The organism is Apilactobacillus kunkeei (assembly GCF_005930975.1).
Lineage (GTDB): Bacteria > Bacillota > Bacilli > Lactobacillales > Lactobacillaceae > Apilactobacillus > Apilactobacillus kunkeei_E.
The window spans coordinates 35,878-49,688 of the sequence record NZ_VBSE01000039.1; the positions used below are offsets into that span (position 1 = coordinate 35,878).

Sequence of the window (13,811 nt, forward strand, 5' to 3'; positions counted from 1 at the left end):
CGGATTTTTTTATTATTTAATAGTTGCTTTTACTGATGATGTCTTCTTTTCAGTAGTAGTCTTTTTATGGTGCTTCTTTGTTGTCTTCTTGTTATCTTTAGCAACACCCTTAGGTAATACTAACTTCTTAGTTGGTTTTACGATTGATGATGGGTGTTCAACAATATGGCTTAGTGGATGACCTGAAACGTTCACTAAACAGAAGAATAAAGTTGCGATAGTTACTAACCAAGTAAATAGAACTGATGTCTTAGGCATCTTTTCACTAATTACTGAACTGTAGAAACGCTTCTTAACTTCATTAGCAACATGCTTGTCATTAGGACGTTGAGCTTGTTCTTCTTCAGTAACTTGTCTTTGGTATGCATCAATATCAAAGTCTTTTTGAATTTGTTTTTGTTCTGCTTCAAACTTAGCCTTATCTTTCTTAGATAACTTCTTGAACCATTCAATAAATTCACGGTACTTAGTTGTTACTTCTTGAGTTTCACCAATCATTCTTAACTTACCATAGTTAATCCAAGCAACACGGTCACATAAGAATTCAATTTGTTTTAGTGAATGAGAAACGAAAATAATAGTCTTACCTTGTTCTTTAAAGTCAGCAATCTTGTCCACACACTTTTGGTAGAAAGTATCATCCCCAACAGATAATGCTTCATCAATGATCAAAATATCTGGGTTAATGTGAACAGCGATTGAGAATCCTAAACGTGACTTCATACCTGATGAATAACTCTTAACAGGTTGATCCACGAAATCACCAATATCAGCAAATGAAACAATGTCGTCCATTAATGCATCAATTTCTTCATTAGTTAAACCTTGCATTAATGACTTCAATCTAATGTTTTCTCTACCGGTTAGGTTCTTTCTTAGACCCGCACTAATCGCAACGATTGAAGTGTCACCTTTTACATCAACATAACCAGTTGTTTGAGGAATAATTCCAGAAATAATGTTAGAAATAGTTGATTTACCTGAACCGTTAACACCAATTAATCCAAGTGCTTCTCCTGGTCTAACTTCAAAAGATACTCCCATTAGTGACCAGAAATGAGGAACATCTGTCTTAATGGAGAAAAATGATTTTAATTTATCAGCTTGTGTTTTGAACAAATCGTACTCTTTGGTTACGTTTTGAACCTTAATCTTATAATCTTCAGTCATTTTTTAATACTTCCTATATTTTATTTCGATTTAATTATTATAAAACTAACTACTATTTATATCAAATTAATAAAAAAGTAGTGACTTGGCAGAAATCCAATAATTCTTATGATTTAAAACTATACGGTACCAAGTAGTATTATACTTAGTTCTAATTCCCTTTAAATTAACAACAACTTTGTAATCCTTTGGTACCTTTACTTGTGACCAAGCAGTCTTTTGAATGTGCTTATAATTGCCAGGAATGTGGTTGTATAGAGAAAACTTACCGTAATTATTCAAATATGCATATCCTGATGCTTTTGAATAAAGTGACGACTTTGAAGTTGTCTTCTTTTTTGTAACTTTCTTCTTAGCTATCTTCTTTTCAGCCTTAATATAAGTAACACCCATCTTGTTCACCCAAACGTCTCCTATTTTAGAAACATTGATGCGGTACCAAGTGTTTTCTTTACCATGATAGGTGTAGGTTGCAATTTGGTTTACGTTAAATGTTTGATTCTTATAACTATTAGATGAACCTAGTGATTTAGCTAATGTTTGAGAATTGAAAACATTGCTGTATAGTCCACGATTTGCATGACTTAGTTTAGCCTTACCATTGTATTCCTTAATATGAATTGTTGGAAAATCAATGGCCTTAGCACTTACCCAATAACTCTTAGCATTCTTACTAGTCTTGATTCGATACCAAGTAGTACTTGCACCTTTATAATTACGTACAGCTAGACAATCAACATATACATTACTTCCTGCTTTTAGGTAACCAGGCCAATTGCCAGTCACATTCTTAGTAGTCGTATCTTTAACGTGAGTGTAAAGATTGTAGTTTGCAAACTTGGATGATAATTGGAAAGTTTCTAGCGGATTACCATATGTATAAGTTGCAGTCGCTAGTTTTTTCTTTGACTTAGTAGTTGTAGGTTTAGTGTTATTTGTGCTTTGTGTACTTGTATTGGTATTAGTTGAAGCCGTATTACCATCTAAAGTAGTTAAGTTATAAGTATTAATAATATTGATTAACTTACTAGCATAACTTGGATCGGTTGCATAACCATCCTTTTGGATGTTGGTTGCTGCTTCGAATCCATCCTTAGATTGTGACTTAAATACATTGGCATAGCGTGAGTTAACAGTTAAGAAAGTGGCATAGCCTTGAAGACTGTCCATAATACTGTTATAGCTCTTGAAATATGCATAGGTGCTATACGCTTGTCCTTTGGAATTGTATTCCAAGGTCTTTAATTTAACACCTGTTCCATCAAATGATTTAATACCAAACAAGTTATTTGCTGATTGCGTCAAGATACTGGTCCCATAACCACTTTCTAACGCCGCTTGAGCAACCATTGTTGAAGCATATAAATTATTGCTATTTGCAATAGATTGAGCAATTGGTGAAATTGTTGAAATAAAATTGTCAGCAGTTAATTGTGACCCCAACACGTTATTAATTGCAGAATTAGTTGTGTTTGTATTAACGGTCGATGCATTGGCAGTATTATTTACACCATTGTCTAAATCATCAGCATGAGAAACATAAAAATGTCCTGCTGAAATAACTACACTCGCACTCAGGACATATAGCAATGATTTGACGATCGGTCTTCTTCTCATAATTATTCTCTCTCCATTAAAAGTCTTTTTATTTAATCTTATCTCTTAACGCCTCTTCGGCTAGCACTAAGACGATTTTGTTGTTCTTTAAACTTATTAAATGTCTTATCAGCCTTAGCTTGTTTATTTGAATTGTTCTTTGTTTTTTTTGTAAATTTCATCAAAAACACTCCCAGTTAATGATTATAACATGTTAGCGTAATTTTTTATAAAATCTTATAAGAAAAATCAGTCTCTTTTTAATTTTAATTAAATAAAAAAGAGTGCTAAATGCACTCTTTTAAATATCAAATTATTGAACAGTAACACTCTTAGCAAGGTTTCTTGGATGGTCAACATCTAAGCCCTTGTTCAAACTAGTGTAGTAAGCCAATAGTTGAGCAGGAATAACACTCAATAATGGTGTTAATAGTTGATCAACGTCTGGAATAACGATGTCATCGTTATCTTTAGCAAGTGATTCAGTAGCAATAGTAATTGCCTTAGCACCACGAGCCATGGTTTCTTCAAGGTTACTTCTAGTCAATCCTGCGGTGTTTGGTTGAGTAATGATACCAACAACTGGAGTGTTTTCCTCAATTAAAGCAATAGTTCCGTGTTTTAATTCTCCTGAAGCAAAACCTTCAGCTAAGATGTATGAAATTTCCTTTAGTTTCAAAGATGATTCTAGTGAAACAAAGTAATCAATTCCTCTACCAATGTAGAATGCACGGTTAGCATTTACAAAGTACTTCTTAGAAAGTTCGTTAATCATTTCCTTTTCGTCAACGATTGATTGCATACCTGTGGCAACGAAACCTAATTGTTGTTTCAAGTTAAAGTCTTTAGCAGCCTTAATTTCTGATGATTCACCTAAAGCCTTAGCTAGGATTGCTTCAACAGTAATTTGAGCTGTATAGGCCTTAGTTGATGCAACTGAGATTTCTGGACCAGCATGTAATAGTAATGTGTAATTAGATTCACGAGAAAGTGTTGAGTTTGCGACGTTTGTAATTGTCAAACTCTTGTATCCCAATTGATTTAGGTTAACTAATACTTCACGACTATCAGCTGTTTCACCACTTTGACTTAAGAAGATAAAGAATGGTTTCTTTGAAAGTAGTGGCATGTTGTAGGCAAATTCTGAAGAAACGTGGACTTCGGTTGGTACCTGTGCCAACTTTTCAAATAGTTCTTTACCAACTAAACCAGCATGGTAACTAGTACCCGCAGCAATGATGTATAGACGATCTGATTCTTTAATTGAATCTAATAGATCATCTTCGATTACTGGCTCACCGTTTTCATTTAGGTATTCAGCTGAAAGCTTTCTCATTACATTTGGTTGTTCGTCAATTTCTTTTAACATGTAGTATGGATAAGTACCCTTATCAGTGTCACTAGCGTCAATATCAACGTGGAATGGTTGTCTGTCTGTAACGACATCACCATCTTTGTTTTCGATGGTTACTGAATCTGGCTTAACAGTAACAAAGTCACCGTCATCTAATTCTAGGAAGTCATGAGTAACGTTTAACATTGCTAGAGAATCTGAACATACAACGTTGCAATCTTCACCAAGACCAATTAATAATGGACTCTTGTTCTTAGCAACATAAATAGTATTTGGTTCTTCTCTATCCATTAATTGGAATGCGTATGAGGCACCCTTCAATAGTGATAAGGTCTTCTTAAATGCTTCTTTAGCATTTAGATTTTCAGTTACAGCGAAGTGGTCAACTAATTGAACAACAACTTCTGTATCAGTTTGTGAAGTAAATTCAACATCACTTAAGTATTTTTCCTTTAGATCACGGTAGTTTTCAATAACCCCATTATGAACTAGGTAGAATCTCTTGTCTTGTGAGAAATGAGGATGCGCGTTTTCAACAGTTACTCCCCCATGAGTAGCCCATCTAGTATGCGCGATTCCTGCACTTCCGTTAATCTTCATATCATTTACGGCGTCTCTTAGATTACTAATCGCACCAGTTCTCTTTACAAGGTAATCCTTATTACCTTCATCGTTTACGTATAAACCAGCAGAATCATAGCCACGGTATTCTAGCTTTTGTAAACCATTAACTAAAATATCAACAGCATTTTTGTTCCCTGTTACACCAACAATTCCACACATATTATATTTTCCTTTCACTCTATATTTATTAATTGTTTTAAATAAATTTATATCTTTTTTATCATTTTCGACATATTCTAGATTACAAGTTTTAATTATCAATGTCAATTGATAAATGTCAAATTGGTATAGTTTATGCAAAAAAAGTAAAAAATTGTGTCATGTTAGTATCAACAAGCGTAATTTGAACAAATATCTAAATTAAATTCTACTCATTTTATACCATTTATAAAATTGGTATGGACAAATTAATGGTGAGAAATCGCAATAAAAAAAGCAATCTAATTAGATTGCTTTTAATAATTTTTATTCAATTCCAAAACGTTCTTGAACAACGTCTGCAATACGTTTAGTATAGCCATCTACTAATTCTTGTGTTGGGGCTTCTGCCATCACACGTAGTAATGGTTCAGTACCACTAGGACGTACTAGAACACGGCCATCACCGTTCATTTCTTTCTCAACTTCAGCGATAACTGCCTTCACTTTATCATCTGCTTGAGCACCGTCTTTATCGCTAACTTTAACGTTGATTAGTTGTTGTGGGTACTTAGTTACTTCGCCAGCAAGTTCTGATAACTTCTTACCAGTATCCTTCATTACGTGTAGCAATTGTAAACTAGTTAATAAACCGTCACCCGTAGTGTTGAAGTCTAGGAAAACGATATGTCCTGATTGTTCTCCACCTAGGTTGTAACCAGATTTGTTCATTTCTTCAACAACATATCTGTCACCAACCTTAGTTTGAACATTGTGCATACCATTTGCTTCCATTGCCTTGTACATACCTAAGTTACTCATAACAGTAGTTACCACAGTGTCTTGCTTTAGACGACCATGATCTGACATGTACTTACCACAAATATACATAATCTTGTCACCATCAACTAACTCACCGTTTTCATCAACAGCTAAACAACGGTCACCGTCACCATCAAAAGCTAGTCCAATTTCAGCACCTTGTTCTACAACCATTTTTTGTAGTTGTTCTGGATGAGTTGAACCAACTTGGTCGTTAATGTTGATTCCATTTGGCATAGTGGCCATGGTTTCAAATTCAATACCTAAATCAGCATATAAACGTGAAACTAAATTGCTTGTGGCACCATTCGCTGAGTCAACGCAAATCTTCATACCTGATAAATCATCAGGAACAGTTTGTTCTAAGAAACGAATGTATTTTTGACTACCTTCTGAGTAATCATCAACACTACCTAGTCCCTTAGCAGATGGACGTGGTAAATCATCATGGTCAGCTTCTAGGATTGCTTCTATTTCTTCTTCTAATTCATCTGATAACTTGTAACCATCTGAACCAAAGAATTTTATACCATTGTATTCAGCTGGGTTGTGTGAAGCAGTAATCATAACACCGGCAGCAGCACCTTGCGTTCTAACAAGATAAGCGACACCTGGAGTTGTAACAACACCTAATTGAAGAACTTCAATTCCGACTGATAGTAAACCGGCAATTAAAGCACTTTCTAACATTTGACCAGAAATTCTGGTATCTCTTGCAACTAATACTTGAGGTTGTCCCTCTGCTTGGCTATGCTTGGTTAAAATGTAACCACCAGCACGTCCACACTTGAAAGCTAGTTCGGGGCTCAAGTCTTTATTAGCTACCCCTCTAACTCCGTCTGTTCCAAAATACTTCATAATTCTATCTCCATTCATCATTCGATTATTAAAAATCTATTGTGGAATAACTGTTACTTTGATGTTTTCAGGATCAAAACCAGTAACATTATTTAGATTCTTATCTAATTCCACATTGACCACTTTCTTTGATGTAATTCCAGAAACATCAACGTAAGCGATTACCTTTTCAATTGATTCAAGCTGCTTTTTAGTCCCAAAAACTTTTACCTTATCAGTATCTGATGTTAATTCATATTTTTGGTTACTAGAGCCATTTTCAACTTTTAATTTTAGTGAAACGTTTTTATTATTTCCACTACTTATTGGCAAATTAACAGAAGTTGTTGATGGCGTCAAGATGACGTTAACAATTCGGCCCTTTGAGTCCAATGCTTCTAAAACAGCTGAAGAGCTGACTGACTTCTTAGTATTTTGTGGAATGCTTAGCTTAGCAATAACTTGCTTAATTTTAGCAATTTCATTTGCTGCTCCAGTCACCTTTACCTTGTTTGTTCCAAGAACTGGTTTCCCAGCTGAATATCCATCAGCAATGTTAGATGATTCGTATTCAGCTTTGACTGGAAATTCCACTGTCTTTCTAGGTTGAATATTAACGTAGATATAACTTGGATTCATGTAGTATCTCAACTCGTTATTTAAACCATCTTGATACAAACGAACCTTATGAGTTCCAACGCCTAGTCTGGAAAGATCAGCATACACCTTAAAATTCTGTGTATTAACTGTAGTAGTAACTAAAGCTGTTGGTCCTACAATTTTAACCGATACCTTTTCAGGATAACCGGTAACAAAGTATTTGCTGTTATCGACATTTAATTGTAGTGGCACTGATATATTTGCTGACTTATTAGAAGTCAATTGAGTGATATCTTCAGAGCTACCATAGTTACTACCTGAACCAAAAAGTTTTGATTGGTTAACATAAGCAAATAATAAGATAGCAAAAATCAATGCCAATAATCTTAGATACCATGGGCTATTAAATTTCTTCATTATTTTTGCCCCCCAGTTGATTGCTTAATTTTGTCAAACCAATTAAAGATGGTTGTAAATAAGTTCTTATTCATTGAATCTTGCTTAGTAATCAATTGATCACGTAAGAACTTCATATAGTCTTCCTTATTCATTCCACGCAATAATTCGTTGTTCTTGGTAATTGATACTTCCCCTGTTTCTTCAGAAATAACAATTGTTAAAGCATCAGTAACTTCGGAAATACCAACGGCTGCACGATGTCTAGTTCCTAATTCTTTTGGAATTAGGTTACTTTGTGACAATGGTAGGTATGCAGCAGCTACAGCAACACGATTATTACTAATGATAACCGCACCGTCGTGTAATGGTGTATTTGGAATAAATGTATTAATCAAAAGTTCACCGGTGATATCAGCATCTAACTTAATTCCTGTTTCGATGTAATCTTCTAATCCTGTATCCATTTGAATAGTCATTAAAGCCCCAATTCTACGTTTTGACATATATTGGATGGCTTTATTAAGTTCCAAAATCATCTTTTCATTTTCAACGTTTTGGTTTTGTGCGTGTTTAATAATAGAGCCTCGACCTAAATGTTCTAGACCACGTCTAATTTCAGGTTGGAAAATAATAATAATCGCGATAACTCCCCAATTAATAACTTGGTCAGTTAAATAAGATACGGTTGTGAATCCAAAGATTACACTGATAATTTTCACAATGGCAATTACTAAAACACCACGGAATAATTGGACAGCTTTTGTGCCCTTAAGTAAGATAATTACCTCATAGATAATAAACCAAACAACTAAGATATCTAAAAGATTACTTAATGTTAAGATGTTACTCCAATTTATCCCCATACCTATTCCTCCATAATTTCATTCATATCTATATTATATCACTCATTTTCGTTTATTTTTAGCATTATCATTTTTGATAGAATTTTTAAGTAATAATCATTCAATATTTACCATTTAAGGTTTAAAATGGAACTAATAATATTTTGAGAGGTCCAAATTATGTTTAAAAACGCACGTTGGCAAGTACGCCTATTTTTCATTTTGTGGATAATATTTTTATTCGTGGTGGCAAAACCACCATTTGACTTTTTAGTATTAAACACTTTCTTGGGTTACATCCCCATTGAACTCAGTTTGGAACTAACAAATAAATACATTGAAAAGTCATGGATTTTTTGGCCAATCTTTGCACTTTGGTTAATTTTTTATCCCAATGCCCCCTACCTATTGACCGATCTATTCCATTTATCACTTCTTCAACCATATGGAACGAACGGACTATTAAGATTATCGGCTCACATGTGGATGAACTATTCATTTCTAATAATTAGTGCTTTAGGATGCTCATTACTTGGTTTCTATGGTTTATTTCAAATCGTAAACCGTTGCTTCGCATTCTTCTCAATCCATTCTAAAGTCGCAAAAGTATTACTAATCTTTGCTTTAAACGTCGTTTCATCAATTGGAATTTATGTTGGTAGATTTCTTAGATTCCACACCGTTTACTTATTATTTTCACCTAGATTGGTGATTAAACAATTAACTGAGATGTGGACATTAAAAATGTTAGTATTCGTAGTCATCATGACAGTAGTCCAATGCTTTATCTACTGGATTTTATACTTAATCCTAAAAGATGTAAAAAATTCAAAAGAATAATAAAAAGACAGCCTTTTATCGGCTGTCTTTTTTAGTCTGTGCTTAATTCATTATTTTCAACATAATTTACTTCTTGTCTTAACTTAGAAGCCAATTTAAAACTAATTTTATCATTGACTAATAATTCTTGAATTCCCTTACGATAAGCCTCTAACTCTCGTTCTTTTGCTATACGATAATACTTTTCATAATCCAATGAACGAGTTCTTAAAGCCAAACTAAGGTTAGTGTATTCGTCAACAATTGAATTAATTGCTTTTGAATCGCCATGTTCTTTTAGCTTTTTAACAGTATAGTCATTAACCATAATTAAAGCTTTTTGAATCTTTAGCTTTTGTTCCTTGTCAGAACGTTGTTTAAATAGCCATAGTTTGGTTGTTTGAATGGCTGACATGAACTCTAGCTTTAAGTTGAAATCATTAAACGCAACTAAGTTCTTTAATTCACGGTGGTTAATTTGATAGTTAATAGCATTAGCTTCCTTACTCGTAACAACCTTGTCTGAGACTAATTTTCTAACCGCTTGGTGTTCATATTCGACAGCCAATGAACGAATACTCTTTTCTAGTTCATCAGGTTTAATTGAAGATAGTTGTCTAATCATCAATTCACATTGATCAATTAAAATATTGCAAATATGTTTGTCCGAACGGTCCATTTTTTTCATATCGTCAATAACGTAGTTTAGAACATAAATACGTGCTTTTTCTTCGCTCCAATGATTATCATTGTTGTAAGAAACTACTTGATTATTTTTAGAAATTAATGGCAAAACAATGACTGCAGCGAGTAAACTTAAAACGATTACGATTGATGCGATAAATAATACTAATTCACGATCAGGAAACGCTTCATTTTGAACGGTAATTAATGGAATGGAAAGAATTCCGGCCATAGTAATGGCACCACGCACACCTGAGAAACCAACAATATTTGCTGCTCTGATGTCGATTGAACCAACCTTCTTAGTAGTAATTAGGTTGTGACAAATTTCATATAGAATAATCCAAACAATTCTAATAATTAGAATAATCAACCATGTCACAACTGCATAGCCGATTGATTGAAAGGTATTAAACTTCATGTCGTTAATAACAGCTTCCATTGCAAATGGAAGCTCAATTCCTAGTATTAAGAACACAATTCCGTTTAATAGGTAAACGATAATGTTCCAGGCTTGCTCACTAATCAGTTGTAACTCAGCTGATGATGATTGAGTTGATGTATTATTCACATGATACACAATTCCGGCCGTTACCACCGCAATTACTCCTGAGGCATGGAAAACATCTTCAGAAAGCAAATAAACAACGAATGGCGATACGATTTGTAGGACAACATTAAATACTAAATTAGTTAAGCCGTTCTTGTATAACCACTTACGAACCAATGAGATAACTAACATTGTCACTACTCCAATGATGGCACCAACGATACTGATGTAGAAGAAATCACCTACAGCACTCTTCAATGAGAAGGCACCATAAACAGTTGCAGCAATAGCATACTTGAAACCAATCAAACCACTGGCATCATTAATTAAACTTTCCCCATTTACCAAATGCAAAATATTTTTAGGTAAGCGCACCTTTTTGGCGATTGATTCAACGGCAATTGGATCGGTTGGTGATAAAATGGCAGCTAATGAAAATGCTACTGGAAGTGGCATTGATGGAATTAATTTATAAATTAACAAACCACCAAAAAACATCGTGATAAATACTAAGATGATTGCATTTGCAAAGATGGGCCATCTCAATTCCCAAAGTTCATCCTTGGGAAAACGACGTCCATCGTTAAATAGCAACGGAGCAATAAATAATAGTAAAAACCAGTCTGTACTAAGGTTAATGCTAAAGTTACCAATCAATGCTAAGCCACATCCGAATACGACCTGGATTAAACTAACCGGTATGGCCTTAACGTAGTGATTAATAATTGTTGATAGAAGCAGTAGTAACGTTAAAAATAAAATAATTTCAATAAGCTGCATTGATTATCCCCCTATTTATCTTGTCCGATAATTCTTACTTCCGTTTCTAAATGTACTTTGTTTTTAGCGTAAACAGTTTCTTGTACATGCTTAATTACGTTTAAATAATCGGTAGCAGTCGCGTTATCAATATTTACAATGAATCCAGCATGTTTCTTAGATACTTGGGCCCCACCTGATTGATATCCTTGTAAACCGGCATCATGAATTAACTTACCAGCAAAGTAACCTTCTGGTCTCTTAAATACACTTCCACAAGATGGTAAATCAAGTGGCTGTTTTGATTCACGTAACTCATTTAAATGATCCATCTCTGCTTGGATTTTATCTTTATCCCCAGTGGATAACTTAAATGTGGCTTCCAAAACGATATCGTCTTGGTCTTGCACAGTGCTATGTCTATATCCAAAATCTAATTCACTATTTGATAGTGTTTTAATTTCATTTTCTGGTGTTAATACAGTAACTGATTCAATAACTTCAGCAGTTTCTCCACCATAAGCACCGGCATTCATGAAGACTGCTCCGCCGATACTACCTGGAATTCCAGCGGCAAATTCCATACCTGTTAAACCGTGTTGTTGAGCAACAATGGTAGTATCAATATATCTAGCCCCTGCTTGAGCAATCACTAAATCATCATGAGATGTAATTTCATTCATTTCAGTCAAAATGATAACTAATCCCCTAATGCCACCATCTTTGATAATTAAATTACTAGCATTTCCTAAAACGGTGATTGGTAGATTATCACGTTTTGCCATTGCTAGTAATTCTCTGACTTCTTCAATATTTTTAGGAAAGGCAACCAAGTCAGCAGGTCCACCAGTTTCTGTGAATGTATATTTTGATAATGGTTCATTTTTTAAAAGTTTAATTTTTTCCATTTTAATCATTTTCCTTAATTATCATAATTTATAAGCGTCTATTAGTATAAATCTCATACTTTTAATATTTAATTACTAATAAATTCTTATTACTACATTTTTAATTTTACCACGATATCATATAGTAAGACCATGTTATAATGTTGAAAGAATAAAACGAAAGGACGTTATTAATGAACTTCGTTGCAATTGATTTTGAAACTGCCAATAATCAACGAGCTAGTGCCTGTTCATTAGCATTAATCGTTGTTCGAGATAATAAAGTTGTTGATGAATTCTATACTCTAATAAATCCAGAGACTGATTTTAATTATCGAAATGTGAATATTCATGGTATTCATGAAAGCGATGTTTCAAAAGCACCTACTTTTCCTGAAATCTGGCCAGTAATTAAACAATTTTTTACCAAGGATCAATTAGTAGTTGCTCACAATAACTCATTTGATAATAGTGTATTATCACGAAGCCTAATGCGTTATGGCCTAACCGTTCCAATGTATAAAACATTAGATACAGTTAAGACTTGTAAGTATCTTTTTCCAGAGTTTAAGAATCACAAACTAAATACAGTTTGTGCCAACCTTGGAATCAAACTTAATCATCATCACAACGCGCTAGATGATAGCTTAGCTTGCGCTAACATTTTAATTTATCAACAACAAAACTTTGACGATGAAGTAATTAAATCATTCATCAAGGTAAAAAAATAAGCATCCAGTTGGGTGCTTATTTTTTTAGGCTATATTGCATTTCTTGTGTGGATAACATGCTGCCAAGTGCATTAATTACTCTCTTCTTCACCAAAGTAAAACCACTTTTTGAGTATAAATTAATTGCGTGTTCGTTTGTCTTTTTAACAACCAATGCCAATGTGGACAAGTTACTATCATAAGTTGCCCAATCAATAACGAAGTCCATTAACTGTCCGCCAATTCCTTGGTGACTATATTGATTCAATACGGCTATTCCTAACTCACCGATTCCAGAATCTTGTAATTCTTGAACTTGAATCATTCCGACTGGTTCATCATCCAAAAATGCTAAACCAATAATAAAACTACGCGTTTGGTTAACCAGCATTATTTGTTGGGCTTGGTCTTCAACAGATAATTTTCCAATGTTGGGGTCAATTGTATATTCATCAGATTCTTGTTTTAATTGCGCAATCAATTCGATTAACTTAGCAGCATCATCTGGTTGTGCACAACGCACCTTAAAATTACTCATTGCTACTTTTCCACCTGTGGAAAAATTTGCTTAATAATATCTTCAAAACGTTGCCCACTTGGTTCAAATGAAATGGTTCTAAAATCTTCACCCTTATCATCATCACGACGGAAAACAATTTTTAAGTAATCTTCAGGTAGTTCATCGGCAATGAATTCAGACCATTCAATAACGTTAACACCGTCACCGTTAAAGTATTCTTCTAGTCCTAATTCATCACCACTACCATCGTCTAAACGATAAATATCCATGTGGTAAAGTGGCAGTTTACCTCCTTGATACTCACGGATAATGGTAAATGTTGGACTTTTGATATTACGTTTAATACCCAAGCCCTTGGCTAATCCCTTGGTAAATGTAGTCTTACCAGCACCTAAGTCACCATCCAATAAGATGACATCTTTAGCCTTTAATAACGGCGCAAGTCGTTCACCATATTGTTTTGTTTCATCAGGTGATTCTACGTTAACTTTAACCAAGAA

12 protein-coding genes and 1 pseudogene are annotated in these 13,811 nt (G+C 34.1%); 2 read left to right on the forward strand and 11 right to left on the reverse strand.

Annotated features, from left to right (window positions below):
- Positions 1-132: 132 nt before the first annotated feature.
- The 7 genes and pseudogenes from FD688_RS03545 to cdaA form a co-directional block, all read right to left on the reverse strand.
- Positions 133-1,170, reverse strand: a pseudogene (locus FD688_RS03545) (ABC transporter ATP-binding protein); the annotation flags it as partial.
- 66 nt (positions 1,171-1,236) lie between these two features.
- Positions 1,237-2,787 carry a glycoside hydrolase family 73 protein gene (locus tag FD688_RS03550; protein WP_138741818.1) on the reverse strand — a complete coding sequence of 517 codons (1,551 nt, stop codon included), beginning with the start codon at positions 2,785-2,787 and terminating at the stop codon, positions 1,237-1,239.
- Positions 2,788-2,825: 38 nt separating this feature from the next.
- Positions 2,826-2,948, reverse strand: coding sequence for a hypothetical protein (locus tag FD688_RS07435; protein WP_094751125.1), 123 nt, complete (start codon positions 2,946-2,948; stop codon positions 2,826-2,828).
- A 131-nt stretch (positions 2,949-3,079) separates the two neighbouring features.
- Positions 3,080-4,903, reverse strand: coding sequence for a glutamine--fructose-6-phosphate transaminase (isomerizing) (gene glmS, locus FD688_RS03555; RefSeq protein WP_138741819.1), 1,824 nt, complete (start codon positions 4,901-4,903; stop codon positions 3,080-3,082).
- A 306-nt stretch (positions 4,904-5,209) separates the two neighbouring features.
- On the reverse strand, positions 5,210-6,562 hold the full coding sequence (gene glmM, locus FD688_RS03560; RefSeq protein ID WP_138741820.1) for a phosphoglucosamine mutase: 1,353 nt from the start codon (positions 6,560-6,562) through the stop codon (positions 5,210-5,212).
- A gap of 36 nt (positions 6,563-6,598) precedes the next feature.
- Complete coding sequence (locus FD688_RS03565; RefSeq protein ID WP_138741821.1) at positions 6,599-7,558, reverse strand: YbbR-like domain-containing protein; 960 nt, start codon at positions 7,556-7,558, stop codon at positions 6,599-6,601.
- Positions 7,558-8,403: a diadenylate cyclase CdaA gene (cdaA, locus tag FD688_RS03570; RefSeq protein WP_138741822.1), complete on the reverse strand. Its 846-nt coding sequence runs from the start codon at positions 8,401-8,403 to the stop codon at positions 7,558-7,560. Before cdaA ends, FD688_RS03565 begins: the two co-directional genes overlap by 1 nt.
- 159 nt (positions 8,404-8,562) lie before the next feature.
- On the opposite strand from cdaA, the gene FD688_RS03575 reads away from it, so the two are divergent.
- Complete coding sequence (locus tag FD688_RS03575) at positions 8,563-9,222, forward strand: DUF1361 domain-containing protein (RefSeq protein ID WP_138741823.1); 660 nt, start codon at positions 8,563-8,565, stop codon at positions 9,220-9,222.
- A 31-nt stretch (positions 9,223-9,253) separates the two neighbouring features.
- Here FD688_RS03575 and FD688_RS03580 read toward each other — a convergent pair whose 3' ends face one another.
- The gene (locus tag FD688_RS03580) at positions 9,254-11,215 is read right to left on the reverse strand and encodes a cation:proton antiporter (protein WP_138741824.1); all 1,962 of its coding nucleotides are present in this window, start codon (positions 11,213-11,215) and stop codon (positions 9,254-9,256) included.
- Between the two features lie 11 nt (positions 11,216-11,226).
- The gene (gene murB, locus FD688_RS03585) at positions 11,227-12,111 is read right to left on the reverse strand and encodes a UDP-N-acetylmuramate dehydrogenase (protein ID WP_138741825.1); all 885 of its coding nucleotides are present in this window, start codon (positions 12,109-12,111) and stop codon (positions 11,227-11,229) included.
- A gap of 164 nt (positions 12,112-12,275) precedes the next feature.
- Here murB and FD688_RS03590 point away from each other — a divergent pair, with 164 nt between their 5' ends.
- On the forward strand, positions 12,276-12,812 hold the full coding sequence (locus FD688_RS03590) for a 3'-5' exonuclease (RefSeq protein ID WP_138741826.1): 537 nt from the start codon (positions 12,276-12,278) through the stop codon (positions 12,810-12,812).
- 16 nt (positions 12,813-12,828) lie between these two features.
- On the opposite strand, the gene FD688_RS03595 is transcribed toward FD688_RS03590, so the two are convergent.
- Positions 12,829-13,329 carry a GNAT family N-acetyltransferase gene (locus tag FD688_RS03595; RefSeq protein WP_138741827.1) on the reverse strand — a complete coding sequence of 167 codons (501 nt, stop codon included), beginning with the start codon at positions 13,327-13,329 and terminating at the stop codon, positions 12,829-12,831.
- 2 nt (positions 13,330-13,331) lie between these two features.
- Complete coding sequence (tsaE, locus tag FD688_RS03600; protein ID WP_138741828.1) at positions 13,332-13,808, reverse strand: tRNA (adenosine(37)-N6)-threonylcarbamoyltransferase complex ATPase subunit type 1 TsaE; 477 nt, start codon at positions 13,806-13,808, stop codon at positions 13,332-13,334.
- Positions 13,809-13,811: the final 3 nt, after the last annotated feature.